21 protein-coding genes are annotated in these 25,694 nt (G+C 51.1%); 7 read left to right on the forward strand and 14 right to left on the reverse strand.

The genetic code is table 11. The features are described from left to right. The first annotated feature begins 45 nt into the window (after positions 1-45). On the forward strand, positions 46-777 hold the full coding sequence (pdxJ, locus tag CPY98_RS04860; RefSeq protein ID WP_096386551.1) for a pyridoxine 5'-phosphate synthase: 732 nt from the start codon (positions 46-48) through the stop codon (positions 775-777). Then, complete coding sequence (gene acpS / locus CPY98_RS04865; RefSeq protein WP_025800537.1) at positions 777-1,157, forward strand: holo-ACP synthase; 381 nt, start codon at positions 777-779, stop codon at positions 1,155-1,157. The genes pdxJ and acpS overlap by 1 nt, the downstream gene beginning before the upstream one ends. 61 nt (positions 1,158-1,218) lie before the next feature. Here acpS and barA read toward each other — a convergent pair whose 3' ends face one another. Then, positions 1,219-3,960: a two-component sensor histidine kinase BarA gene (barA, locus tag CPY98_RS04870; protein ID WP_025800538.1), complete on the reverse strand. Its 2,742-nt coding sequence runs from the start codon at positions 3,958-3,960 to the stop codon at positions 1,219-1,221. Positions 3,961-4,036: 76 nt separating this feature from the next. On the opposite strand from barA, the gene rlmD reads away from it, so the two are divergent. The 4 genes from rlmD (at position 4,037) to CPY98_RS04890 (ending at position 11,604) form a co-directional block, all read left to right on the forward strand. Beyond that, positions 4,037-5,353 carry a 23S rRNA (uracil(1939)-C(5))-methyltransferase RlmD gene (gene rlmD / locus CPY98_RS04875; protein ID WP_096386554.1) on the forward strand — a complete coding sequence of 439 codons (1,317 nt, stop codon included), beginning with the start codon at positions 4,037-4,039 and terminating at the stop codon, positions 5,351-5,353. A 35-nt stretch (positions 5,354-5,388) separates the two neighbouring features. Then, complete coding sequence (relA, locus tag CPY98_RS04880) at positions 5,389-7,632, forward strand: GTP diphosphokinase (protein ID WP_025800540.1); 2,244 nt, start codon at positions 5,389-5,391, stop codon at positions 7,630-7,632. A 351-nt stretch (positions 7,633-7,983) separates the two neighbouring features. Next, positions 7,984-9,009 carry a GGDEF domain-containing protein gene (locus CPY98_RS04885; protein WP_096386557.1) on the forward strand — a complete coding sequence of 342 codons (1,026 nt, stop codon included), beginning with the start codon at positions 7,984-7,986 and terminating at the stop codon, positions 9,007-9,009. A 12-nt stretch (positions 9,010-9,021) separates the two neighbouring features. Beyond that, positions 9,022-11,604, forward strand: a complete 2,583-nt coding sequence (locus CPY98_RS04890) for an EAL domain-containing protein (protein ID WP_096386560.1) — start codon at positions 9,022-9,024, stop codon at positions 11,602-11,604. A 137-nt stretch (positions 11,605-11,741) separates the two neighbouring features. Here the strand turns inward: CPY98_RS04890 and paaY are convergent, their stop codons facing one another. From paaY to paaA, 13 genes are all read right to left on the reverse strand, one after another. Then, positions 11,742-12,338, reverse strand: coding sequence for a phenylacetic acid degradation protein PaaY (gene paaY, locus CPY98_RS04895; protein WP_096386562.1), 597 nt, complete (start codon positions 12,336-12,338; stop codon positions 11,742-11,744). Between the two features lie 12 nt (positions 12,339-12,350). After that, complete coding sequence (gene paaX, locus CPY98_RS04900; RefSeq protein WP_096386565.1) at positions 12,351-13,292, reverse strand: phenylacetic acid degradation operon negative regulatory protein PaaX; 942 nt, start codon at positions 13,290-13,292, stop codon at positions 12,351-12,353. A gap of 127 nt (positions 13,293-13,419) precedes the next feature. After that, positions 13,420-14,724: a phenylacetate--CoA ligase PaaK gene (gene paaK / locus CPY98_RS04905; protein ID WP_096386567.1), complete on the reverse strand. Its 1,305-nt coding sequence runs from the start codon at positions 14,722-14,724 to the stop codon at positions 13,420-13,422. A gap of 81 nt (positions 14,725-14,805) precedes the next feature. Beyond that, a complete protein-coding gene (gene pcaF / locus CPY98_RS04910; RefSeq protein WP_043491489.1) occupies positions 14,806-16,011 on the reverse strand; it encodes a 3-oxoadipyl-CoA thiolase in 1,206 nt (401 codons plus the stop codon). After that, complete coding sequence (paaI, locus tag CPY98_RS04915; protein ID WP_043491491.1) at positions 16,008-16,457, reverse strand: hydroxyphenylacetyl-CoA thioesterase PaaI; 450 nt, start codon at positions 16,455-16,457, stop codon at positions 16,008-16,010. Before paaI ends, pcaF begins: the two co-directional genes overlap by 4 nt. Next, positions 16,457-18,001: a 3-hydroxyacyl-CoA dehydrogenase gene (locus CPY98_RS04920; RefSeq protein WP_096386570.1), complete on the reverse strand. Its 1,545-nt coding sequence runs from the start codon at positions 17,999-18,001 to the stop codon at positions 16,457-16,459. Before CPY98_RS04920 ends, paaI begins: the two co-directional genes overlap by 1 nt. Before the next feature lie 2 nt (positions 18,002-18,003). Beyond that, positions 18,004-18,804 (reverse strand): 2-(1,2-epoxy-1,2-dihydrophenyl)acetyl-CoA isomerase PaaG, encoded by an 801-nt coding sequence (gene paaG / locus CPY98_RS04925; protein WP_025800549.1) that lies wholly within the window; start codon positions 18,802-18,804, stop codon positions 18,004-18,006. A 4-nt stretch (positions 18,805-18,808) separates the two neighbouring features. After that, positions 18,809-19,582: a 2,3-dehydroadipyl-CoA hydratase PaaF gene (gene paaF, locus CPY98_RS04930; RefSeq protein WP_096386572.1), complete on the reverse strand. Its 774-nt coding sequence runs from the start codon at positions 19,580-19,582 to the stop codon at positions 18,809-18,811. A 9-nt stretch (positions 19,583-19,591) separates the two neighbouring features. Continuing rightward, positions 19,592-20,650 carry a 1,2-phenylacetyl-CoA epoxidase subunit PaaE gene (gene paaE / locus CPY98_RS04935; RefSeq protein WP_096386575.1) on the reverse strand — a complete coding sequence of 353 codons (1,059 nt, stop codon included), beginning with the start codon at positions 20,648-20,650 and terminating at the stop codon, positions 19,592-19,594. A 15-nt stretch (positions 20,651-20,665) separates the two neighbouring features. Beyond that, on the reverse strand, positions 20,666-21,175 hold the full coding sequence (paaD, locus tag CPY98_RS04940; RefSeq protein WP_096386577.1) for a 1,2-phenylacetyl-CoA epoxidase subunit PaaD: 510 nt from the start codon (positions 21,173-21,175) through the stop codon (positions 20,666-20,668). Between the two features lie 27 nt (positions 21,176-21,202). Continuing rightward, positions 21,203-21,976 carry a 1,2-phenylacetyl-CoA epoxidase subunit PaaC gene (gene paaC, locus CPY98_RS04945; RefSeq protein WP_025800553.1) on the reverse strand — a complete coding sequence of 258 codons (774 nt, stop codon included), beginning with the start codon at positions 21,974-21,976 and terminating at the stop codon, positions 21,203-21,205. Between the two features lie 8 nt (positions 21,977-21,984). Continuing rightward, positions 21,985-22,272, reverse strand: a complete 288-nt coding sequence (paaB, locus tag CPY98_RS04950) for a 1,2-phenylacetyl-CoA epoxidase subunit PaaB (RefSeq protein WP_043491508.1) — start codon at positions 22,270-22,272, stop codon at positions 21,985-21,987. Between the two features lie 14 nt (positions 22,273-22,286). Further along, positions 22,287-23,231: a 1,2-phenylacetyl-CoA epoxidase subunit PaaA gene (gene paaA / locus CPY98_RS04955; RefSeq protein ID WP_193764510.1), complete on the reverse strand. Its 945-nt coding sequence runs from the start codon at positions 23,229-23,231 to the stop codon at positions 22,287-22,289. 319 nt (positions 23,232-23,550) lie between these two features. Here paaA and paaZ point away from each other — a divergent pair, with 319 nt between their 5' ends. Further along, the gene (gene paaZ, locus CPY98_RS04960) at positions 23,551-25,623 is read left to right on the forward strand and encodes a phenylacetic acid degradation bifunctional protein PaaZ (RefSeq protein ID WP_096386583.1); all 2,073 of its coding nucleotides are present in this window, start codon (positions 23,551-23,553) and stop codon (positions 25,621-25,623) included. Positions 25,624-25,694: the final 71 nt, after the last annotated feature.

Raw genomic sequence — 25,694 nt, forward strand, 5'->3', positions numbered from 1 at the left:
CTGTCTGTAATCTCTGACTTAAACGTTTTCTTAAGAGGATTTGTCATGGCTGATTTACTGTTGGGCGTCAACATTGATCATATCGCAACCCTGCGCAATGCGCGTGGCACCCAGTACCCAGACCCTGTTCAAGCGGCATTTATTGCAGAGCAGGCTGGCGCCGATGGGATCACCGTGCATCTGCGCGAAGATCGTCGTCACATTACCGATCGCGATGTGCGTTTGCTGCGCCAAACTATTCAGACGCGTATGAATCTGGAAATGGCGGTTACCGATGAGATGATCGATATCGCCTGTGAATTGAAGCCGCATTTTTGTTGTTTAGTGCCTGAAAAGCGCCAAGAAGTGACTACCGAAGGCGGGTTAGACGTTGCGGGCCAGTCGGACAAAATGACGGTTGCCGTGGAGCGCTTAACTCAGGCGGGTATTTTGGTATCGCTGTTTATCGATCCCGACCAGCGTCAGATTGAAGCCGCTGTTAGCGTTGGCGCGCCCTATATTGAAATTCACACCGGTGCTTATGCCGATGCAGAATGTGAACTAAAACGACAGGCGGAATTTGAAAGAATTGCCCAAGCCGCGCGTTTTGCCAACGAGCGCGGTTTGAAAGTCAATGCGGGCCACGGTTTGACCTATCATAACGTCCTGCCGATTGCGGCATTGCCTGAAATGCATGAGCTGAATATTGGCCACAGCATCATTGGTCGTGCGGTGATGAGCGGTTTACCTGAGGCCGTGAGTGCTATGAAACAGCTGATGTTGGAAGCGCGTCGCTAATGGCTGTTCTAGGATTGGGCACTGATATCGTCGAAATTTCTCGCATTGAGGCCGTAGTCGAGCGCAGTGGCGATCAAATGGCGAAACGCGTATTGGCGCCCGCTGAATGGGAGCAATACTGCGCTCACCAGCAGAAAATTCGTTATTTAGCCAAGCGTTTTGCGGTGAAAGAGGCTGCGGCTAAGGCATTTGGCACCGGTATTCGTAACGGGCTGGCCTTTGCTCAGTTTGAAGTTTACAACGATTCGCTGGGCAAGCCGGTACTGCGTTTACACGGGCGAGCCGCCGAGCTGGCGCAGGAAATGGGGATTACGTCGATTCACGTTTCTCTGGCTGATGAACGCCGCTATGCCTGTGCGACCGTAATTGTTGAAGGGTAAAAAATAGCGAGATAACTAACGCTCAATCACCGTTCTGCGCGTGATTGAGCGCCCAACAATGCTAGCCGTTCAGTTTCTCCTGTGCGGCTTTCTCCACGTTTTCAATTTCGTCGAGTAACTCCATCCACTCCGGCTCTAAATCGCCCACCGCAATCTCATGGCGCAGTTGTTGCTCGATATAACGGCACAGACGTTTCAACCGTGGAAGACCACTGTAACTGCAGCTACCGTGAAGCTTGTGAATAATATCTACGATAGCCGGATCCTGATTGCCTTCGAGAGCCGCTTCCACCTGTGTTTTGACCTGTGGAAGGAATTCCAGCAGCATCTGTAGTAAATCCCGCGCCAGATCTTCTTTATTGGCCGCTTGTCGCAGCGCCATGTCCCAATCGAGCGTCAGATCGCTATCGGTTTCAAGTGATGCGGCTGCGGCTGGTGAATTAGTCTCATTAGGGGCACGATAGTAACGCGCTAGAAGCTGGCGCAGCATATTTTCGTCGATGGGTTTAGCGAGATAGTCATCCATCCCCGCGCGGAGTAGGCGCTCACGTTCACCGTTAATGGCATGTGCCGTTACGGCGATGATTGGCGTATCAACATAGCGTGGAATTTTGCGGATTAATTCACTGGTACGAATGCCGTCCATTTCTGGCATTTGAATATCCATGAGGATGATGTCTAAACGATGCTCCTTAGCTTGAGCAATCGCTTCTTCACCGCTATGACACAGAATAATTTGTTCGACCAGCTCACCTAACAGCGCGCCAATCAGCTTCAGGTTGGCCGGATTATCATCAACCGCCATGACGTTCAGCGGTAGGCGTTCAACCTTATGCTCAATCACCACCGGCGCACGCTTCGGCAGGCTATTATCCAGCAAAATAGGCAGCAGACGATTGCTAGTCAGCGGTTTGGCTAAACAACTGCGTACTCCTTGTTCTTTCAGTTCATCGCTATAGAGCAGCTTGTGGCTCGGCATAGCAAGGATCACGCGGTTGGCTAAGGACAACGCGGTTTTCAGCTTATCGCGGCCCTGTGCATCGTCATAGGTAAAGTTAACCGGTAGCCCCACCAACAGGATATCGTAGTGAGAGTCAGGAATAACCTGAGCCAGAAGTGGGCTGTAGCTCACTTCCAACGGCGTTGCCTGAAGCAAGTCCAGCGTGCATTGTGCCGCAACGGGGTTTGACTCGACATAAAGCAGTTTTTGCCCGGCTAAACGCTGCATCGGGAAGTGGCTTGCCGGTGCGTTATGGTTGAGCTCAAGTTGAATATGGAACCAGAATGTCGAACCTTTGTTCGGCTGGCTATGGAAACTAATATCTCCACCCATTTCATTCACCAGTTTCTGGGTGATGACCAAGCCCAATCCAGTGCCGCCATGACGGCGAGAGATACTGGCATCTGCCTGTCGGAATGCTTGGAACAGCTGCGATTGCTGGCGTTCTGAGATACCAATACCGGTGTCGTGCACCAACACTTCAAGCTCCACCTGATGTGGGGTGGTGCTACGCAGCTCAATGCGAATATCAATATTCCCTTTCTCGGTGAATTTAATCGCATTACCTAACAGGTTAGTGAGGACTTGCTGTATCCGCATCGGGTCGCCGATCACATGTTCGGGAACGTCGTTACGAATATTCAGAGTAAGCTCAATGCCTTTTTCGTGTGCGCTAGGAGCAAGCAGAACGGTGACTTCATCGATGGTTTCACGCAGCAGGAAAGGAATATGTTCCAGTACCAGTTTGCCTGCTTCAAGCTTCGAGAAATCAAGCACATCGTTGATGATGGTCAGAAGATTATTTGCCGAACGTTCAATGGTCTGCAAGTAGTCACTTTGGGTAGCGTTAAGCGGTGTTTTCAGCACTTGTCGAGTAAAGCCGATGACGCCATTGAGCGGCGTACGCAGCTCATGCGACATATTGGCCAAAAACTCGGATTTAATTCGCGCAGCTTCCTGAGCACGTTTTTTAGCTAAATCTAACTCGACGTTTTGGATCTCCATCTGCTCGAGCGTTTCACGCAGGTCTGAAGTGGCCTGATCGATATTTTGCTGCATCTCTTCGTGATAGGCCGTCAGAGACATTGCCATCGAATTAATACCGTTTTTGAGCATATCCAGCTCACCCAGCATATGGCCTTCTACGCGGCTGTCGAGCTGCCCGCGACGGATACGGTCGACGGTGTTAACCATGTTGCGGATAGGCCCTGTGACATCGCGCATCAGCCGGTAGGCAAACAGCAACGCAATACACATGCAGATAATCAACAGCAACGTCGCAACGAACACTTCCTTGTATTGCTGTAATCGCACCGAACGCAGATCCAATTCAACCGCGATATAGCCAAGGTGTGGATTTTCGTCGTTGGTTGCATCGATAAATCGGTCTTCTGAGATGATCGGTGTGCGCAGGATTAACGAATCCCCATGCTTGGAAAGCATCAGGTCGTTAGGCATCGGCACCCCTTTAGGGAGCTGTAGCAGCGAATAGTTGTGGTGATAATTCGAGGTGACGAACAGATCGTTATTATCGTCGAAAACGGCGATGGAACGCACGATATCAGAATGACGGCGATGCAGCAGGCCAATCAACTGTCGCACGGCTTCACGGCTACGGAAGGTCATACCGTATTCGCTCGCCACGGCAAGCGGCTCAATGATACTGGCTCCGGAATCCACCAATTGGGCTTGTAACTCATTGTATCTATGAACAACGAAGAAGGTACTGAGCAGCAAACCAATCAATAAAGTGGGGGCTAAAATCAGTACCATCATGCGCGCACGCAGGCTGTATTTGGTCATGTGGGTCCAATGTGGGAGAATTGGTGGCAGATATCATTATTAGCGAAAGCTAAAACCAACAACAAATCGATAAAACATGGCTCAATTTTACTCTCCGGGACGCCGTGTGGCGACCCGACAAACCATAACTGTGACGGCAACCGACCTTGATCCTTTTGGTCAGGGTGTTGCGCGCCACAATGGTAAAGCTATCTTTACTTCTGGCCTATTGCCAGATGAGCAAGCCGAAGTCACGTTAACCGAAGATAAAAAGCAGTTCGCTCGCGCCAAAGTGAAGCGTTTACTCACTCGCAGTCCAGAGCGTGTCGCGCCACGCTGCCCACATTTTGGCACCTGTGGCGGCTGCCAACAGCAACATGCCAGTGAGCCTCTGCAACAGCGCAGTAAATCGGCTTCTCTCCAGCGCCTGATCAATCGTGAAACAGGTTTGGATATCATACCAGAATCCGTTATTAGCGGGCCAGAATACGGCTACCGTCGGCGTGCGCGTTTAGGATTGCAGTTCCAGCCGAAACAACAGCAGCTGGTGATGGGGTTTCGCAAGTCAGGTTCTAATGATTTAGTGCCTATTAAAGCGTGCCCTGTATTAGCGCCCGCGCTGGCATCGCTTTTGCAACCGCTGCATGAATGTCTGGCCGAAATGAAGGCCGCTCGCCGTTTAGGCCATGCCGAGCTGGTGTTAGCCGATAATGGCCCCGTGTTGGTATTGCGCCATCTTGATCCGTTGAAAGAACAAGATTTGGCCCGATTGCACAATTTTAGTGCGCAGCATCGCGTTATGCTCTACCTGCAAGGTAATGACGACGAACTGGTTAAGCTGTGCGATGACGCACCGTTTTATCAGGTCGATGGGCTGCGATTATTTTTTAGCCCAAGAGATTTTATTCAGGTCAACGACGCCGTGAATCAACAGATGGTTGCGCAGGCGTTGGAGTGGCTAGAAGTAGAATCGACCGATCGCGTGTTAGATCTGTTTTGCGGTATGGGCAACTTCACATTACCGTTAGCAAAACGCGCAAAACAGGTGGTCGGCGTTGAAGGTGTTGCTACGCTGGTGGCAAATGGTCTGTATAATGCCCAGATTAATGCATTGAATAACGTCGAGTTCTTCCAGCACAACTTGGAGGAGGATGTGACTCTGCAGCCATGGGCTAAACTTGGGTTTGATAAAGTGTTGTTAGATCCAGCGCGAGCCGGCGCCGCAGGCGTCATGGACCACATTGTTAAACTGGCACCGCAGAAGGTGGTTTATGTTTCCTGTAATCCCACCACGCTGGCGCGTGACAGTCAGATTTTAATCGCCGCGGGTTACCAAATGGCGCGTGTGCGAATGCTAGATATGTTTCCCCACACGGGGCATTTAGAGTCGATGGCGTTGTTTGTTGCGTCGTAGTACGGCTCAAAGTTGATGAGTAAAAGGGAGAGGATATGGTTGCGGTAAGAAGTGCCCATCTAAATACGGCTGGTGAATTTGCCCTCGATGAGTGGGTGAAGAGCCTGAATCTGTCGAACCAGCAGTCGTGTGAGCGTCTCTCTGCAACTTGGCGTTATTGTCAGCAAAAAACACTTAACCATCCTGACGCGGCTTTGTTACTGTGGCGCGGCGTTGAAATGGTGGAAATTCTCTCCACGCTCAGCATGGACAACGACAGTATGCGCACTGCGCTGCTGTTTCCGCTGGTGGAAGCCAAGGTCATCGACCGTGAAACCGTCGAAGAAGATTTTGGTAAAGAGATCACCAATCTGGTGCATGGCGTGCTGGAAATGGATGCTATCCGCGCGTTAAAAGCCACCCAAAATGACTCCGGCGCCTCCGAGCAGGTGGATAATATCCGCCGCATGCTGCTGGCGATGGTTGAAGATTTCCGCTGCGTGGTAATAAAGTTGGCTGAGCGTATTGCTCATCTACGCGAGGTCAAAGATGCGCCGGAAGAAGAACGCGTATTGGCGGCCAAAGAGTGTTTCAACATCTATGCGCCGTTGGCAAATCGTCTGGGTATTGGACAGCTAAAATGGGAGCTAGAAGATTTCTGCTTCCGTTACCTGCATCCAGATGAATATAAAAAGATTGCCAAACTGTTGCATGAACGCCGTATCGATCGTGAGCAGTTTATCGATGATTTTGTTGAAGCGCTGCGCAAGGAAATGGCCAAAGAAGGTGTCAAAGCCGAAATTTATGGTCGACCAAAACACATCTACAGCATCTGGCGCAAAATGCAGAAAAAGGCATTGGCGTTTGATGAGCTATTTGATGTCCGTGCAGTACGCATCGTGGTGGAGCGCTTGCAGGATTGCTACGCGGCGCTGGGGATAGTGCACACTCACTATCGTCATTTGCCTAATGAATTTGACGACTATGTGGCTAACCCGAAACCTAATGGTTATCAGTCGATTCATACCGTCGTTTTAGGCCCGCGCGGTAAAACGCTTGAGATTCAGATCCGTACACGCCAGATGCATGAAGATGCTGAGCTGGGCGTTGCGGCGCACTGGAAATATAAAGAAGGGCCGCAGGCGGCGGGCCGCTCTGGCTATGAAGGCCGAATTGCATGGCTGCGTAAACTGATTGCATGGCAAGAAGAGATGGCTGATTCCGGGGAGATGCTGGATGAGGTACGCAGTCAGGTATTTGACGATCGCGTTTATGTGTTTACGCCAAAAGGCGACGTCGTGGATCTGCCTGCGGGCTCAACGCCGCTCGACTTTGCTTACCATATTCACAGCGACGTAGGTCATCGCTGCATCGGTGCCAAAATTGGTGGCCGCATCGTGCCGTTCACTTATCAGCTACAGATGGGCGATCAGGTTGAAATTATCACCCAGAAGCAGCCGAACCCAAGCCGCGATTGGCTGAACCCGAACCTTGGTTATGTGACAACCAGCCGTGGACGCGCCAAAATCCATAACTGGTTCCGCAAGCAAGATAAGGACAAAAATATCCTTGCTGGTCGCCAAATTCTCGATGATGAACTTGAGCGCTTGGATATCAGCCTGAAAGAAGCGGAGAAGCTTCTGATCCCGCGTTATAACGTCAATTCAATGGATGAGGTTCTGGCGGCGATAGGCGGTGGCGATATTCGCGTTAACCAAATGGTTAACTTCCTACAGGGCAAAACGAATAAGCCAAGTGCGGAAGAAGCCGATCGGGAAGCGCTAAAACAGCTCACGCAAAAAGGCCAATCTCAGTCACGTAGTGATAAGAGCAGCGGTCGTGTTGTAGTGGAAGGCGTTGGTAATTTAATGCACCACATTGCGCGCTGCTGCCAGCCGATCCCTGGCGATGAAATTATCGGTTTTATCACTCAGGGGCGCGGTATTTCAATTCACCGCTCTGACTGCGATCAGCTAAATGAATTACGCTCTCATGCGCCTGAACGTATCATTGACGCGGTATGGGGCGAAAGCTACTCCAGTGGCTATTCGCTGGTGGTTCGCGTGATGGCTAACGATCGTAGTGGTCTGCTACGTGATATCACCACCATTCTCGCCAATGAGAAGGTTAACGTGCTGGGCGTGGCCAGCCGTAGCGATACCAAAAAACAGTTGGCAACGATTGATATGGATATCGAGATTTATAATCTGCAGGTGCTTGGACGTGTGCTGGCAAAATTAAATCAGTTACCCGATGTTATCGATGCGCGCCGATTGCACGGTGGAAAAGCAGAAAAATAACTAGCTAAAAATAGAGGTGGCGCTATTCGTCACCTCTATTTATATTAAGATAATTCTATTTCTAATAAAAATCCTATTAAATTAGATTTAACTATTAATATGTAATCTGATTTCTAATTATATTTTTAATTTTTATTTATCAGCGTGTTACCGTTTTCTTTCTCGTTATCAATCATGATTTTCTTTTCATGGTGGCGCTCATTTTATGAGTCTCGCGATGCATCTCTGGATAATTATTTACATCTGACTTATTATCAACGAAATATTCACTGAGTATACGCCTCAGTTGTGCCTTTCAGACAATAATCCTAAAGAGAATAATCTACTCATGAGAAAATTCTGGTTTGGCTTATGAGCTCAAATAATCTTTTTTTCCGGTTGCTAAGCCAGCGTCAGGACGTAATAACGGTAATATTGTTCGTTATCAGTGCTGCCTGTTTTACACTTTTTTATTACAAAACTGAAACAACCGTTAAGCAGATGGAATTTTTGCTTAAACTTTCCAGCGCCCGCAGCGACTTTCTCTCTCTCTCCGCGTCTACGTTTTATAATATAGATAATCGAAAAACGAATGAGCGGCTCAAAGATAGCCAATTACAAGCTTTACAGTGGAGTTATTCAAACTATATTAATTTGCTACACAACTTTTCAATCCCTAAAGGGTTAAAAGAAAGTGAAGAAACGGCGTCAAACGAATTATTTAACCGGGTTATCAATGCTAGGCATGGTGATTCGGGGACCATGGTATTACCGTCGAATACCCAAAACTTCAGAGCGATTATTGAAGAGTCGTTAGAGGAAATAAAATATACGTTTCATTGGCAGTTAATACTGCTGATCTTAATCCCCTTTCTTATTGCCGTTATCCGCACGCTACATGGACTCTACTATATAGATATCTTTGATAAGATGAATAAAGACTACTATATGGATTTTTTGACCAAAGCCTATAATCGCCGATATATTCCTAAGATTAAAAAACGTGCTGGTTTAGACTATGTTCTTGCTATCGATATCGACCACTTTAAACAAATCAATGATAGCTATGGTCATGATATTGGTGATGAAGCTTTGTACAAATGCACGAAGATTATGCAGGGAAATATCAAGGCGAGTGACATTGTTGTTCGCATGGGAGGCGATGAGTTTGTGGTCTTTTTGTTTAATGCCACCTTACAGGATGCCAAGCATGTTACTGAGCAAATTTTGCATGATATTAATGATGAGAAACTCTATATTTCTGAGAGCGTGACGGCAAAAATGACCGTTTCAATTGGCGTCGCGAAGTTCGATAATGATATTTCCACGACAATGAAACTGGCAGATGTTAACTTATACGAGTCGAAGAGTCGCGGTAAGAAACAGTTCACCTTCTGAGCACTAGTTCGTATGAAAAAAAATAAATTGGCATTTATAGAGAGCTACTCTCTCAAGACGATTGTTCTGTCGGTATTCGTGTTTTTTACCACGTTTATTGTCATCTTTATTCTTTATCTCCAGTTTCAGCAAGAGAACCATGCGCTGAATCGGATGAGCGAAAAGGTCATTACGTCTAAAGGGGAAACGGTAAAAAGTATGCTGGAGCACTATATCAATGTGCCCAAGCAGTCGAATGCCGCCGTAGCCACATCACTGAAAGCCATGGATTTTAGTGAAACCAGCGATCAAATGCCGTATATAAAAGAAATTTTGCTGCAAACCATGGGACGAATTTTTTCGGGTGACAAGTATTTAAGCATGGTGGCGCTTGGTACGAGGGATGGCCACTATATCGGCGTCGGTCGGAATAACATTACGGATAAAGAATATCTCATCCTGAAGTCGCGTGCCACACAGGGTCGGCTGAATTACTACAATGGACTTTCTCAGGATGAAAAACCACGAGAAAGCATTGAAAACTACGACGTTAGCCAACGTCCCTGGTTCCGTTATGTTGATGAAAGCAAAAAATCTTCATGGACCAAAGCCTACCGAGACTTTAACTCAGATAGCGGCATCAGCATCTCTTTTAGCTCTCCCGTTTATGACAAAAAAAATCGCTACATTGGCGTGATCTCAAGCGATCTGCGTTTAAGCCGATTTAGTCGCTACCTGATGGAACTGACAAAAAATGAAAACAACGTCATTTTTATTGTGAACGGTTCTAATCAGATCATTGCGTCTTCTAAAGATGATTATCTCATTTCCGATCTCTCATTTGGCATTGCCGATCAGGACGGTGGCGGGCTGGGTTCAGTCATGGACAGCACCGATCCTTTAATAAAATCGACGGTTAAAATCCTGCAAAATAACCCTAGCGAAGTTGAGCGCATTCAATCTGGCAGCTCTATGTACTTTGGTAAGGTCATGCCGGTAGGAAACGATCTTAATTTACCCGGCTGGCGCATTGTTGTGCTGTCAGCTCAGGACGATTTAACCGGTGATTTGCTGAGTAATCGTATTATTACGATTATCCTTTCGGTCATTATATTTGCACTGGGTTCGTTGATCGCGGTGAAATTACTCTCGATGGTAACGAACCCGATATTAGATATTGCGCGACAAGCGCCGATGATTGCCCGCCGAAAATGGAAACCAAGTCTTAATCATCAGGCTCAATTTTCTGAAATTAGGGTGCTGAATACCGCCTTTGCACAAATGTCGGATGAGCTGGAAGGCATGTTCCTAAAGCTAGAAAATCAGCTCAATATTGATGAAGACACTCAACTCCTGACGCGCAGAGGATTGCTGGGTAAGTTCCGAGAATGTCATGAAGAGCAGGGTGGTTATACGATTGGATTGCTCGCGATTGTCGCTTTAAGTAATTTTAATGCCATCACCAGCAGTTTAGGGCGCAGCTACGGCAGAGATTTTGTTTCACGTTTTATTCAAGACTTACAGGCAATTTTGCCCGCTGGGACATGGCTTGCGCGGGATGCCGAAGAGCGGTTTATTATTTGCTATCCGGGCGTAAAAACGCAGGAATTCTGCTTAGCAGAGCAACATAAATTTGAGCGTTTCTTCAGAGGATTAGATGTAGAGCATGATGCGGATGGGCAGGTATATGCGGGAAATACCGGCTTTGTGCATGACGTTATCAATCCGAGCACGCTCAATGACAGTATTATGGATGCTTATATTGCGCTCAAATTTGCCTGCAGCAAAGGCAACGGTTACAGCATGCTGTATCACTCAGATATTCGCGCCGAGGAAATCCTCAATATTAATATGCTACGCCATCTAAAGAGTGCGCTAGCGCTGAACGAGTTCTTCTTGGTATTCCAACCGATTGTGAATTTGGCTACGCGTAATATTACCGGCGCTGAATGCTTAATTCGTTGGCGCAATGCAGAACTCGGCATGGTGGGGCCCGATCACTTTATTCCTCTCGCGGAAGATACCGGCTTTATTGTTCCTCTCGGTGCGTGGGTTTTAGATAACGCCTGTATGCAACTGAGTGAAAAACTCTCCAGCGGTGAATGGCCAAGCAACTTTAAACTGCATGTGAATATTTCACTAGTACAGCTCATGCAGCAAGATTTTGCGCACAGTCTTTTTGCTACGCTGGCTCGGCATAATATTGCGCCGCACAACATCTCGATTGAAATTACTGAAACGAGCATGATGAAAGAAACTGAGATCCTAATGGAAACTATTAGCACTATCCGCCGCGGGGGTGTTTCTGTTGCTATTGATGATTTTGGTTCAGGTTTCTCAAGTCTCTCTTATCTGCATAAGCTTGAGTTTGATACCTTAAAAATCGATAAAGACTTCGTTAGCGATGTCCTTACCGATAGCCGCAACGAATCGATTGTGTCGGCGGTGATCCGACTATCCCACGGTTTTAATGTTCCATTGGTGGCCGAAGGGGTTGAAACTGCGGAAGTGGCCGACAAACTACAGGCAATGGGCAGCCAAAAAGCACAGGGGTATTACTTTGCTCGGCCAATGCCGCTCAGCGAGTGGCCGGATATCGGGAAGGTCTTACCCTAATCCTCGCCATAAGATGTGCCAAAGCCGTGAGATGAAATGTTTCGTTGGCTTAGGTGACGGGTTTCGGACGCTAAGAACTCCAACAGGAATAGGCGAACGAAACCTTGCACCGTCATTATGCTGTTACTGAGTCAATCTCAAATCTGCCCTTTCGGCACAATATCCTCATTGAAACTCAGCCTCTTGCGGCCCGTTTCCTCTTCACGCAGTGGCTCAACTTCACGCAGCGTTTCTTTGCAGCGGATAACCAACTCTTGATATTCGCGGGTGCCTGCGCGTTTCCAACTCAATTCTTGTTCACTGAGCTCGCGTACCACGCGGGCGGGGCTGCCAACCACCAGCTTATTTGCGTCAAATTTTGCGGCGGCTTTCACAAAAGCTGCTGCGCCAATAATGGTGTTTTCACCGATGTCTGCGCCATCCATCACCACGGCATTCATGCCAACGAGCGCATTACGACGAATGCGGCAGCCGTGCAAAATGGCACCGTGGCCGATATGCCCATCGATTTCTACCACGGTATCCTGCTGTGGGAACCCATGCATGACGCAGTTATCTTGAATGTTTGCGCCGTCTTGCACCACGATGCGGCCAAAGTCGCCGCGCAAGCTGGCGTTGGGCCCGATATATACGCGTTTGCCGATAATCACATCGCCAATTAAAACCGCGGTAGGATGAACGAAACTACTGCTGTCGACTACGGGGGTTAAGCCATCAATCTGATACACGGGCATCGTTAAGTCTCCTTAAGGTGTAGGGCTTTCTCGGGGTAATCCGCCAAAGCGCCGATAGTAGGCGACCGCTGGCTGGGGGAGTTCACCGATGGTGGTTTCTGTTTTCTCACTCACATAGCGCGTGGCGGCATGATCGATGCGTTGGTAAATATTGATACACAGATTACGGGCGATCTGTCCTTCCCACTGGTTCGGCAAAAGCGCATCGGGCAACAGCGGATCTTTCAAAACCACGCGGCGATAGTAGTGGATCAACAGTAAACGCAGTTGAAAGCAGCGCTCAGGGGTGAGTTCTCCTTCTGGTGTATCACGCAGCAGCGTCATGAGCGGGCGAAACGAGGCGATAAACTCATGATAATACTCTGCAACTTCATTCAGGGACCAACTGGTAGAAACTAGCTCTTTCAAGCTCTGCTCCGAGCGGTTGTAAGGATAGTCCGCACGGAAATAGATCACTGATTCGCTGGCGTTCAACTCGCTTAGCATGGCGGGAACGTCGTTCTGTTCGCGTGCGGGAGCCGCCATCAGCGAACTGTTCATTTGACCAAAACCAAGCCAGCTAAGTGCTTTCTTCAATCGGACTCGCTCTGCTTTACTCGCCATTTCGAGCAACAACAAATCCCACTGCCCATCCCATTCAGGCTGTTCGCTGAGATAGATTTTGCTTTCTGCATGACGAAACTGATTCATGCCGCGCTCGGTGACGCGATAGTAGCTGCGACGACCTAATTTTATGACGTCCAGCCATCCCTCTTTTTGCAGCCGAAAAATGGAGGTACGGACAAAACGATCGCCAAACCCAAGCGGCTCAAGCAGCGCACTCAGGCTACCTAACCAAACTTCACCGCCACGATGGCTGAGTGCATCGCCATACAACGAGATAATCAGTGACGTACCGCTGATCGGCTGGGCATCCAGCGCATGACGAATAAAGTCGTCAATTTTGTGTTCCATTATTCTTCACCGGTCAGTTTTTAGTGTGTCATCACAGTAGCATAACCGGATGAAAAGTTGTGGGATCTTCCAAACAGCGCAGAACGGTTCCCTCCCCTGATAAGGGGAGGGCTAGGTGGGGCAGGGTTTACCGCTCCCGACAATCCACCACGCGAACGGCTTTGCCCTCTGAGCGCGGAATATCACCGCAGTTGACGATGCTGACCTGAGTGCTCACGCCGACCATCGATTTAATATGGTGGCGCAACTGATGGCAGATATCACAGCGCTGGTCGTGGTTCAGAACGTTAGGCTCTTTCAGTTCAACTTTGACCGACAGGTTATCCAAATTGCCTTTGCGCGTGACTTCCAGCTGGTAGTGCGGCGACAGCTCGCGGAACTTCATAATTTGTTCTTCAAGCTGAGAAGGGAACACGTTTACGCCGCGAATAATTAACATATCGTCAGATCGGCCGGTGATCTTATCCATGCGACGCATATTGCGTGCCGATCCCGGCAGCAAGCGGGTAAGATCGCGGGTGCGATAGCGGATCACCGGCATCGCCTCTTTGGTTAGGGTGGTGAAAACCAACTCTCCCGCTTCATCGTCTGGCAGCACATGGCAGCTATCGGGATGAATGATCTCAGGATAGAAATGATCTTCCCAGATTGTTGGGCCGTCGGCATATTCGGCGCACTCCATCGCTACACCAGGGCCCATCACTTCAGACAGTCCATAAATATCTAGCGCTTTAATCCCCATACGGGTTTCGATTTCGCTACGCAGAGAATCGGTCCAAGGCTCCGCGCCGAATACGCCCAAGCGCAGTGAACAACCGCGGGCATCACCGCCCATTTTGCGCTCGAGCTCGTCAATCAGCGTCAGGCAATAAGAAGGCGTCACCATGATGACATCGGGTTTGAAGTCGAGAATGAGCTGCGCCTGTTTTTCCGTTTGTCCGCCGGACATCGGGATGACGGTTGCGCCGAGTCGCTCAGCGCCGTAATGCGCGCCTAAACCTCCGGTGAATAGCCCATAACCGTAGGCCACATGAATTTTATCTTTGGCCGTTGCTCCTGCGGAACGCAAACAGCGTGCCACAATATCCGCCCAGTTATCGATATCCTGCTGGGTATAACCGACTACCGTTGGGCGACCGGTCGTTCCCGATGACGCATGCACGCGAACCACCTGTTCCATCGGCACTGCGAAGGTGTCGAAAGGGTAGTTGTCGCGCAGATCCTGCTTGGTGGTATAGGGGAATTTCGCAATATCGCTCAGTTGCTTAAAGTCATCAGGATGAACGCCAGCCGCATCGAATTTGCGTTTGTACATCGGCACGTTGTTATAGGCGTGATGCAGCGTCCACTTCATACGCTCTAGCTGCAATGCCTGAATTTCATCACATGAGGCGAATTCAATCGGGTCAATGTGCGGTAATGTTTTAGTCATGTTTGCCATTCCTGATAATATTTTTCTTAGTATTTGAATCGCGCTCACAGGCTCTGATTTGTAGGGGCAGAGGCGGAGGGATCAGACACGCTCGATAATCATGGCGATGCCTTGCCCTACGCCGATGCACATGGTGCAAAGTGCGTAGCGCCCGCCGCGCCGTTCCAGTTCAAAAGTGGCTGCCAAGGCCAAACGTGCACCGCTCATGCCAAGCGGATGACCGAGTGCAATGGCACCGCCGTTTGGGTTCACGTGTTCGGCATCGTCAGGAAGGCCAAGCTGACGCATCACGGCCAGAGACTGCGCCGCAAAGGCTTCGTTAAGTTCAATAACGTCCATTTGGTTCAGGCTTAAACCGGCCAGTTCCAGCACTTTGCGCGTTGCCGGAAGCGGGCCGATCCCCATAATGCGTGGTTCAACGCCGCAGGTGGCGGTGGCGACAATGCGTGCTCTTGGTGTCAGTCCCTGCGTGATAGCCAGTGCTTCGGATGCCACAATCAGTGCGGCGGCGCCGTCGTTAACGCCCGAGGCATTTCCGGCTGTCACGCTGCCCGGCATACGGAACGGCGTTTTCAGGTTTTGCAATTGCTCCAGCGTGGTTTCTGGACGAGGATGCTCATCCTGCGTCACGCGGATTTCCGCTCCTTTTTTACCTTTCAACACTACCGGAACAATTTCTTGCCCTAACACGCCTGAAGCCTGCGCTTTCGCGGTACGCTGTTGGCTGCGCAGTGCAAAGGCATCTTGATCGGCGCGGCTGATATTGAACTGAGCGGCTACGTTTTCGGCGGTTTCCGGCATGGAATCGGTGCCAAAAGCCCCTTGCATGAGCGGATTAACAAAGCGCCAGCCGATGGTGGTATCGAATATTTGTGCCTGACGGCTGAAGGCGCTGTCGGCTTTACCCATCACCAGCGGAGCGCGCGTCATGGATTCCGCGCCGCCGGCCAACATCAGCTGAGCGTCACCGGCTTTAATGCTGCGAGCAGCAAAGGCCAGAGCGTCTAAACCAGACCCGCACAGGCGATTGATGGTGGTGCCAGAAACGGTTTGTGGTAATCCCGCCAATAACGCCGCCATACGGGCTACGTTACGGTTGTCTTCTCCCGCCTGATTGGCGCAGCCGAGGATCACGTCATCGACGCGTTCCCAGTCCAACGCGGGGTAGCGAGCGATCAAGGCTTGCAATGGAATAGCCGCCAAATCATCGGCACGCAGGCTGGCTAATGCACCGGCATAGCGGCCAATAGGGGTGCGAACGCCGTCGCAGATAAAAGCGTGATTCATGGCTGCTCTCCTTGCTGTTCTAAAAGGGGATGACCAAGACGATGCGCACGGCCACGGAACCACGCGACGGTTTTGCCATCTTGGTTAGTGATCTCAACGTCGTATAGGCCGGTTTTCTTGCCTTGATGGCGCACTTCGGCACAGGCGGTTAGACGATCGCCGCTAAATCCGGGGCGGATAAAATCAATAGAGCAGCCAGAAGCCACGGCGGCTAATCCTTGGCTGTTGCAGGCATAGGCAAACGCCGTATCGGCGAGGCTGAAAAGTTGCCCGCCGTGACAGGTTTGGTGCCCGTTAAGCATGTTGGGGGCGATAGTCATGCTGACCTGAGCGAAGCCGCTATCAACGCGGTCGATGGTCATCCCCATGGATTGCGCGCAGGTATCTTGAGCAAACATCTGTTCGGCGCAGCGTTGTGCTAGATGAGTCGGCGATGAGGCGTTCATCAATGGTGCTCCTGAGTGGCAAGCGACACATAGCCAGCCGCCAGTTGGCGCAATAGCGGCGCTGGGCGATAGCGGGTATCGGCATAGAAGTGATTAAGGTTTTCGAGCGTGGTGAGAATATGCTGCCAGCCAAGCTGGTTGCCCCAGGCTAAGGGGCCTACGGGATAATTCACTCCCAGACGCATCGCCAAATCGATATCTTCGACGCTGGCGATCCCTTTATTCACCACGTCGAGCGCTTCGTTGCACAACATGGCAACCGTACGCAGGGTTAACAACGCGGGATAATCAGGAAGAACAATGACGTTTTTGCCTAAGGATTGCAGGAAGCGAATCACTAACGCCGTTTGCGCCGTGCTATTACCGCTGGCCGCGCTAATAGCGATGGCTGAAGCCTGTTGATGATTCACTGAAAGATCGAACTGAACCACGGGCGTTCTCGTCTCTACGGCAATTTGCGAAGATAATTCACCATTGCTTAACATAAATGTAACTTCATCGAGGCGCAAAAAAGGGGACGATTCGGTACTCTCTTTGCGTTCTTCAATCGCGATCCCATTTTGTTGCAACAGCGCAGCAAATTCAGGCAGCGCTGACCAGCGCCCATGCGCGCTAATTCGTTGCGGCATTGCGCCAGTTTCAATCGGTGCAAACTCAGCGATAACAGGCTGAACGTCGCTCGGGTAGCGGTAAAAACCACGGTCGCTTTTACGCCCTAAATGCCCAGCTTCCACCAGCTCTTTCTGCACCAATGAGGGCTGAAAGCGCGGATCGGAGCCGAAGGCATGAAACACCGATTCCGTTACCGCATAGTTCACGTCGTGGCCAATTAAATCGGTTAGCTGCAAGGGCCCCATCGCAAAGCCGCCCGCATCACGCAGCACGGCATCCAGCGTGGCCGGTGTCGCTATCTGTTCTTCTAACGCCCGCAGGGTTTCCGCATAGAAAGGACGCGCAACGCGGTTAACGATAAAGCCAGGCGTCGAACGACAAACCACAGGCTGTTTTTTCCATGCCACGGCCAATTCTCGTAGCGCATTGAGGGTATCCGCATCGGTTTCCAAACCACGTACAATTTCGACCAGCTTCATCACCGGCGCGGGATTGAAAAAATGTAATCCAGCCATACGCTGCGGATGTTTCAGCGCGCTGGCAATGGCGGTAATTGATAGCGAAGAGGTGTTGCTGGCAAACAGCGTTTGTGGCGAACAAATCGCTTCCAGATCGCGAAACAGGCTCTGTTTGATCTCTAAACGCTCGGCGATCGCTTCGATCACTAAAGCACAAGAAGCCAGCTCGGTGAGCGCGGTGACAATTTGAATACGCGCTAAAAGCTGTTGCGTGGTATCAGCATCTGCTTTACCTGCGTCCACGCGCTGTTGCAGGTGTTGATGTAAAGCGCTTAACGCACGCGACGAAGCTTCGGCGTTAACGTCAAACAGCATCACATGATGGCCTGCGCTGGCGGCAACCTGAGCAATGCCAATACCCATTGTTCCTGCGCCAATCACGCCAACCGAGCCTTGTAGCAAAGGAGAGGACATGGTTATTTCCCCTTAAATTCAGGCTGACGTTTCTGGAAGAACGCACTCACGCCTTCGCGGTAGTCTTCGCTACGGCCGCCGAGGCGTTGTAGATCGCGTTCAAGATCCAACTGTTGATCGAGCGTGTTGGTGGCAGCGCTGTACATCGCTTTTTTAATTAATCCCAAGCCATAGGTTGGCTGGGTTGCGAGGTGCTGAGCGAGTTCTTGTGTGCGTGCAGCGAGCATTTCGGGTTCAACAACTTGCCAAATCATGCCCCATTCCAACGCTTGCTGAGCGCTGATCTTATCGCCCAACAACGCCATTCCCATGGCGCGCGCATGGCCGGCTAAGCGGGGTAAGAACCAGCTGCCGCCGGAGTCTGGCACCAGACCTAAACGGCAAAATGACTGAATAAAACTGGCGTTAGCGCTGGCGATCACAATGTCACAGGCTAAAGCAATGGCGGCACCGGCACCGGCGGCAACGCCGTTCACTGCGCAAACGATCGGCTTTGGCAGGGCGGTCATACGGCGGATCAGCGGATTATAGAAACGCTCCACGGACAGCCCCAGATCGGGAGCCGCTTGCTCAACGCTGACGTTACGATCGTTCAGATCTTGTCCGGCACAGAAACCCCGTCCGGCACCGGTGAACAGAATGCAGCGTACGGCCTCATCGCGTTCGGCAATTTTTAATGCTTCGCTAAGCTGACGGTGCATTTCGTCATTGAAGCTGTTTAAGCGGTCGGGGCGATTGAGCGTGATAGTCAGAACGCCAGCCTCAATGTGGGTAAGTACCATGTTTTCATCAGAGGAAGTCATAGGATTAGCGTCCTTTAAATTCAGGTGAACGTTTTTCAAAAAAGGCGGCGATGCCTTCTGCGCGATCGTCAGTCCCCGCCAATGAGACAAAATGCTGGCGCTCCAGATTTAATCCCTGTGAAAGCGTGGTTTCCTGCGCAGCCTTAAGTGCCGATTTGGCCGCACGCAGTGCGAGCGGTGATTGCTGGCTAATGCGTGTGGCAATTTGCTGGGCGCGTTCCAGCGTCAGTTCGGTAACGCAGATTTCGCTGATGAGTTGTGCATCGCGCGCCTGTTGCGCGTTAATTGGCTTACCGGTCAGCACCATCTGCGAGGCAAGAGATTTCCCGACGCTGCGCAGCAAACGTTGGGTACCTCCGGCGCCGGGTATCAACCCTAGGGTGATCTCAGGCAGCCCGAAGCGCGCATTTTCACCGCTCACCACGATGTCGCAGGCCAGCGCTAGCTCACAGCCAGCGCCAAGCGCGTAGCCATTGACGGCGGCGATAATCGGTTTGCTGATGGCATTGAAGCGCTGCCATACCTGTGGGCGACGGTCGATAATGGCGTCTGCTACTTTTTGTTGCTGGAGTTCGCGTAAATCGGCACCGGCGGCAAAGCAGCGCGAGGAGCCGGTGATCACCACGGCACCAATGCTGTCATCGCTATCGGCATTTTCTAAATGACTGACTAACAGCTCTAAACAGGCGGTGCTCAGGGCGTTACGTACATCAGGACGATTAAGCGTTAGGGTTAAAACCCGCTGTTGCTGGTGGCGTAAAATCCAGTCGTTGCTCATGGGATTTCCTTAGACGTCGAAGTCGAGCACTACGCCGTCGCCTTTCGGCCACGACTGGCAACTGAGGATATAACCGGCTGCGAGCTGGTCGGGTTCAAGGCTGTAATTCACCCCCATTTCCACTTCGCCAGATTTGAGTTTGCATTTGCAGGTAGCGCATACGCCGCCTTTGCAGGCATAGGGTAAATCGGCACCTTGGCGCAGCGCCGCGTCCAGAATGCTGTCATCCTGTGCGCTCATGGCGATATTCACGCGGCGGCCATCCAACTGGATTTCCACCATGGTTTGCTCTCGTTCGGTCATATTCGCAGGGCGAACGCTGATACCGGCGGTGTTAAAGCGTTCACTGTGAATATTTTCCGCCGCCATTCCAGCAGCTTCGAGCGTGGTGTGGGCATCGTCCATCATGCTTTCAGGGCCGCAGATAAACGCTTGATCGAACGTGGTGAAATCCAGCAGTGATTTGCCCATCAGGTTTAAACGTTCGCTGTCGATACGACCATTAAGCAGCGGACTGTCCAAGCTTTCTTGGCTAAACAAATAGAGAATTTGTAAACGCTGTGGGAAGCGGTTTTTGAGATCGCACAGCGCTTCTTTAAACATGATGGAGCGGCTGGTACGGTTACCGTAGATCAGGGTGAATTCGCTTTTTGGCTCCAAAAGCAGCGTGGTTTTAATGATCGAGAGCATCGGGGTGATGCCCGAACCTGCCGCGATAGCCAGATAGTTGCCTTGGCGTTCGCCAGTAGGCTGATAGCCAAAGCGCCCCTGTGGCAACATTACTTCTAGCGCATCGCCCACGTTGAGCTGCTGATTGACGAAAGAAGAAAAACGCCCTTGATGGATAGCTTTCACGCCAATCTGGAGCACGCCATCCTGTGGTGAGCTGCAAATAGAGTAACAGCGACGCAGTTCTTCGCCGTTAACGTTGGCCTTGAGCGTGAGATGCTGCCCCGGCTTATAACGGTAATGCGTTTTTAACTCGTCGGGCACTCGCAGCGTGATCGCCACGGCCTCTGGGGTTTCCCGCTCAATGGCGGCAATACTTAAACGGTGAAATACGGTCATTTTTCTCGCGACCTCTTAAATGCATTTGAAGTAATCGAAAGGCTCAAGACACTGCTTGCAGCGGTACAACGCTTTACAGGCGGTGGAGCCAAATTCGCTGATCTTCTGAGTTTCATGGCTGCCGCATTGCGGGCACTGTACCGCGCCGGAGGAGAGCGGCTTTTCACAGGCCAGCCCTTGCGGAGGCGCAACGCCGTATTCACGCAGGCGCTTTTTGGCCTCGGCATTTATCCAGTCGGTTGTCCATGCCGGACTGAGCCGAATTTCAACCTTGATCGGGGAAAAGCCAGCGGTGGTTAGCGTGGTTTGAATCGCATCGATGAGAAACTCCGTTGCGGGGCAGCCGGAATAGGTGGGGGTAAACGTGACCAGCCAGCCGTTTTTCAGAGGGGCAACGCCGCGCACCATGCCAAGATCGGTGATCGAGAGTACCGGCAATTCAGGATCGCTAATCTCGTGCAGGCACTGCCAGATCTGATGGATCTCTGGCGTTAACAGGCTATTGAGTGGTTGACGTTGTTCCATGATCTTCTCCTGTTCCCCGTTGCCGCGTTACCAGCGACAGCCCGGATAAGCGCGCTGTAAAAACTGCATTTCGGCCAGCATGAATCCAAGATGTTCCGTGTGTTTGCCTTGTTTTCCGCCGTGGCGGTAGGCCTCTCCTTCAGGAAGCTGTAACGTGGCTTCTTGCAGAACTTGCTGTACGATTTGCAGCCACGGTGCCTGAAGGCTTTCAGGATTGACGGCGATGCCTTGCTCAGCGAGACGACGTTCCACGTCGTCGCTGTGGAACAGTTCGCCGGTGAAACGCCACAGATCGTTGATCGCCTGCTGCATTTTTTTCTGGCTCAGTTCGGTGCCGTCACCGAGGCGGATCATCCAGCCACGGCTGAAACGTAGGTGGTATTCAGCCTCTTTCAGTGATTTGGCACCGATAGCGGCAAGCTGTGGATCGCTGCTTTGGCTTAAGCCTTGATGCAGCAGAAAATGATAGGTATCGAGGAAAAATTGGCGCACCAAAGTGTCGTTGAAGCCGCCGTTTGGCTGTTCAGCTAAAAGCAGGTTGCAGAACGCCAGATCGTCGCGCCCAAATGCCAAACTATCTTCGTCGACGTTCTCACCGGATAGCTCACCGGATAATTCGGCGGCATAGCTGTAGAAATTGCGTGCCTGGCCGAGCAGATCCAACCCGATATTTGAGAGCGCGAGGTCGATTTCTAGCTCTGGCGCATGGCCGCACCATGCACATAGGCGCTGGGCTAAAATGAGCGGCGTATCGGCTTGGCGTAGTACGTATTGGATGAGGTCTTGATTTAACGTTGTCATCAGCTGCCTCACATGTTCTTGATGCCGTCAGGAATGGTGTAAAACGTCGGATGGCGGTAGACCTTATCGTCAGACGGATCAAAGAATGCGGCGCGATCTTCCGGCTGCGATGCCACTAAATGCTCCGATTTCACCACCCAGATTGAACAGCCTTCGTTGCGGCGGGTGTATGCATCGCGCGCGTTTTCCAACGCCATTTGGTCGTCTGCGGCATGCAGGCTGCCAACGTGGCGGTGGGCTAATCCTTGTTTGCTACGAATAAAAACTTCGTAAAGTGGCCAGTGTGCTTGAGTCATATGGATTTCCTTGTTTATGCCGCGGTGGCGTTGGTGGCAGATTTTTCTGCGTGGGCCATTGCGGCATCGCGTACCCAACTGCCTTCTTCCCAAGCGCGGCGTTTAGCACTCAGACGCTCGTGGTTACAGAGGCCTTGGCCTTTGAGAACTTGATAAAACTCACTCCAGTCGATTTCACCAAAGCGGTAATGTCCGATGGCTTCGTCCCATGCCAAATCTTTGTCAGGCGCAGTCATGCCAAGCGCTTCTAACTGCGGCACCGTGTTATCAACAAATTTCTGGCGCAGCTCATCGTTGCTATGGCGTTTGATTTTCCAAGCCATGCTTTGCGCGCTGTGTGGGGAATCGCTGTCGTTAGGGCCGAACATCATCAGCACCGGCCACCAGAAACGGTTGATAGAGTCTTGCAGCATGGCGCGTTGCTCGGCGGTGCCGTTGGCCAGTACCGTAACGGCCTCATAGCCTTGACGCTGATGGAAGCTTTCTTCCTTACAGACTTTGATCATGGCGCGAGCGTAGGGGCCATAGGAGGCACGGCACAAAGCCACTTGGTTAACGATAGCGGCACCGTCAACCAGCCAGCCGATGACGCCCACGTCAGCCCAGCTCGGGGTTGGGTAATTGAAGATCGAGGAGTATTTCATTTTGCCGTCGAGCATCTTTTGGTAGATGTCTTGGCGTGAACAGCCCAGCGTTTCCGCAGCGCTATACAGATACAAACCATGTCCTGCTTCATCCTGCACTTTCGCCAGCAGCACGGCTTTACGGCGTAGGCTGGGGGCTCGAGTGATCCAGTTGGCTTCTGGCAGCATCCCGATGACTTCTGAATGCGCATGCTGACCAATTTGACGGATGAGGTTTTGCCGATAGGCATCTGGCATCCAGTCTTTGGCTTCTATCGACGTATCTGCGGCAATTTTTGCCTCGAAGAGCGCCTGATGTTGAGCGTTTTGGGTCATTGCTTCCTCACTTAATGATTCGGATATTTTAAGTTTTAATTTAAATTGTGAGTCACTTTCAATAACTCAAAAGCTACATTCTGATAACAAAAAGATCAAACACCTATTGTGCGCATTTGTCGTACAGGTCACAGGGTTTTATTTTTAATTGTTTAAAAACAATGAATTGATTTCTTGTAAAGGTTTGTCTATATCAACGAGTGCTTTTTTAAAATGCGATGTGTTTCTATTTTGTTAAATTAATGAGTGGCGGGTAACTAAAATAATGTGATACACCTTGAGTAAATATTTAGTCACAAAGTGAAGCTTGGAGGATAGGATGCAGCAGTTAACCAGTTATATTTCAGGTGTCTGGGCATATGGGCAGGGCAAAGAGCGAGCGATCCACCATGCTGTGAGCGGTGAAGCGCTGTATCAGGTGTGTTCTGATGGCTTACCGTTGGCTGAAAGCTTGGACTATGCGCGCCAGCACGGCGGCAAAGCGTTGGCTGCGATGACCTTCCAACAGCGAGCGCAAATGATGAAAGCGGTAGCCAAGCACCTGCTGGCTCACAAAGAATCGCTGTATCAGATTTCGGCTGAAACCGGAGCTACGCGGGGTGATGGTTGGGTGGATATTGAAGGCGGTATTGCGACGCTGTTTGCCTATGCGGGCTTGGCTGGGCGCGAGCTTCCCGACGATACCCTTTGGCCCGAAGACGAATTAATTCCTCTCTCCAAGCAATCACAGTTTGCCGCCCGTCATGTCATAACGTCTCGTCCCGGCGTGGCGCTGCACATCAACGCGTTTAACTTTCCTTGCTGGGGAATGTTGGAAAAACTAGCACCAACGTGGCTGGCGGGAATGCCTGCAATTATCAAACCGGCTACGGCGTCGGCACAGCTCACTCAGGCGATGGTTAAACTGATTATTGAGAGTGGACTGGTGCCTGAAGGGGCGTTGCAGCTCATCTGCGGCGGCGTCGGCGATATCTTTGAGCACTTGGACTATCAGGATGCGGTAACTTGCACCGGTTCTGCCCAAACCGGCCAGAAGCTGCGTTCACATCCCCGCTTATTACAAAAATCCATCGCCTTCACCATGGAAGCCGACTCGCTCAACTGTTGCATTTTAGGCGAAGATGTCACGCCAGAGATGCCTGAATTCGCGATTTTCATTAAAGAAGTGGTGCGAGAAATGACCACAAAAGCGGGGCAAAAGTGTACCGCTATTCGTCGTGTCATTGTGCCCGCAGCGCAGATGGACGCCGTTCAGCAAGCGTTGCTTAAACGTTTGGGCGGTGTCACGGTGGGCGATCCTGCGCACCCCGATGTACGTATGGGCGCATTGGTCAATCTTGAACAGCGTGATGACGTGCAGCAAAAAGTCGATTATCTGCTGCGCAACGGCTGTGAACCTTTGTGCGGTGGCTCGCTTTCGGCGCTGCAATTAATCGGAAGCGGTGCTGAAAACGGTGCATTTTACCCTCCGACGCTGCTTTACTGTGCCGACCCTTTCACGCATCAGGCCGTGCATGGCACCGAAGCCTTCGGCCCCGTGGCTACGCTGATGCCGTATCAAAACGCTGAGCAAGCGGTTGAGTTAGCGTTGCTGGGGCAGGGAAGTTTAGCCGGATCGTTGGTGACTGCGGATGAGCAGACGGCGGCGAAAATTATCCGCGCAACGGCATGTGCTCATGGGCGTATGCTGATTTTGGATCGCCATGCGGCCGCAGAATCCACCGGCCATGGTTCACCGTTGCCCATGCTGGTACATGGAGGCCCAGGGCGAGCCGGTGGAGGGGAAGAGCTGGGTGGCTTACGTGCGGTCAAACACTACATGCAGCGCACCGCGATTCAGGGAAGCCCAACCATGTTGGCGGCGATTGGCCGTGAATGGGTGCGTGGCGCAGACGTGGTGGAAGAGCAGGTCCATCCATTCCGAAAATATTTCGAACAGCTGGCGATTGGTGAAAGCCTGCTGACCGCTCGACGCACGATCACCGAAGCGGATATTGTGAATTTTGGCTGCCTGAGCGGTGACCATTTCTATGCCCACATGGATAAAATTGGCGCGGCGGAATCCTTGTTTGGTGAGCGCGTGGCGCATGGTTATTTTGTGGTGTCAGCGGCGGCAGGCCTGTTTGTCGATCCGGGCGTAGGGCCGGTGATTGCTAACTACGGCATGGAAAACCTGCGCTTTATTGAGCCGGTGAAAATCGGCGATACCATTCAGGTGCGCTTAACCTGCAAGAAAAAAATCAAAAAAGCCCAGAAAACCGCTGAAGATAAACCGCATGGTGTGGTGGTATGGGATGTGCAGGTGCTCAATCAGCATCAGCAACCGGTGGCGCTATACAGCATTCTGACGCTGGTGGCGCGCCAAAACGGTGACTTTATCCCTGCCGCTTAAATCCGTAAGATAGTCAGCACAGAAACCGCCGCATTCTGCGGCGGTTATTTTTTATACCTGAGAGCTGCACT

Origin of the sequence: Hafnia sp. CBA7124 (assembly GCF_002355555.1) — a bacterium.
Lineage (GTDB): Bacteria > Pseudomonadota > Gammaproteobacteria > Enterobacterales > Enterobacteriaceae > Hafnia > Hafnia alvei.

Bases quoted from the DNA above. Each gene is read 5' to 3' on its own strand.
- paaX (WP_096386565.1), bottom strand. From the start codon at position 13,292: ATGGAACACAAAATTGACGACTTTATTCGTCATGCGCTGGATGCCCAG.
- CPY98_RS04920 (WP_096386570.1), bottom strand. From the start codon at position 18,001: ATGTCCTCTCCTTTGCTACAAGGCTCGGTTGGCGTGATTGGCGCAGGA.
- paaK (WP_096386567.1), bottom strand. From the start codon at position 14,724: ATGACTAAAACATTACCGCACATTGACCCGATTGAATTCGCCTCATGT.
- paaI (WP_043491491.1), bottom strand. From the start codon at position 16,457: ATGAACGCCTCATCGCCGACTCATCTAGCACAACGCTGCGCCGAACAG.
- pdxJ (WP_096386551.1), top strand. From the start codon at position 46: ATGGCTGATTTACTGTTGGGCGTCAACATTGATCATATCGCAACCCTG.
- paaZ (WP_096386583.1), top strand. From the start codon at position 23,551: ATGCAGCAGTTAACCAGTTATATTTCAGGTGTCTGGGCATATGGGCAG.
- paaY (WP_096386562.1), bottom strand. From the start codon at position 12,338: ATGCCCGTGTATCAGATTGATGGCTTAACCCCCGTAGTCGACAGCAGT.
- acpS (WP_025800537.1), top strand. From the start codon at position 777: ATGGCTGTTCTAGGATTGGGCACTGATATCGTCGAAATTTCTCGCATT.
- CPY98_RS04885 (WP_096386557.1), top strand. From the start codon at position 7,984: ATGAGCTCAAATAATCTTTTTTTCCGGTTGCTAAGCCAGCGTCAGGAC.
- pcaF (WP_043491489.1), bottom strand. From the start codon at position 16,011: ATGAATCACGCTTTTATCTGCGACGGCGTTCGCACCCCTATTGGCCGC.
- barA (WP_025800538.1), bottom strand. From the start codon at position 3,960: ATGACCAAATACAGCCTGCGTGCGCGCATGATGGTACTGATTTTAGCC.
- paaE (WP_096386575.1), bottom strand. From the start codon at position 20,650: ATGACCGTATTTCACCGTTTAAGTATTGCCGCCATTGAGCGGGAAACC.
- paaB (WP_043491508.1), bottom strand. From the start codon at position 22,272: ATGACTCAAGCACACTGGCCACTTTACGAAGTTTTTATTCGTAGCAAA.
- rlmD (WP_096386554.1), top strand. From the start codon at position 4,037: ATGGCTCAATTTTACTCTCCGGGACGCCGTGTGGCGACCCGACAAACC.
- paaF (WP_096386572.1), bottom strand. From the start codon at position 19,582: ATGAGCAACGACTGGATTTTACGCCACCAGCAACAGCGGGTTTTAACC.
- CPY98_RS04890 (WP_096386560.1), top strand. From the start codon at position 9,022: ATGAAAAAAAATAAATTGGCATTTATAGAGAGCTACTCTCTCAAGACG.
- paaC (WP_025800553.1), bottom strand. From the start codon at position 21,976: ATGACAACGTTAAATCAAGACCTCATCCAATACGTACTACGCCAAGCC.
- paaD (WP_096386577.1), bottom strand. From the start codon at position 21,175: ATGGAACAACGTCAACCACTCAATAGCCTGTTAACGCCAGAGATCCAT.
- paaA (WP_193764510.1), bottom strand. From the start codon at position 23,231: ATGACCCAAAACGCTCAACATCAGGCGCTCTTCGAGGCAAAAATTGCC.
- paaG (WP_025800549.1), bottom strand. From the start codon at position 18,804: ATGACTTCCTCTGATGAAAACATGGTACTTACCCACATTGAGGCTGGC.
- relA (WP_025800540.1), top strand. From the start codon at position 5,389: ATGGTTGCGGTAAGAAGTGCCCATCTAAATACGGCTGGTGAATTTGCC.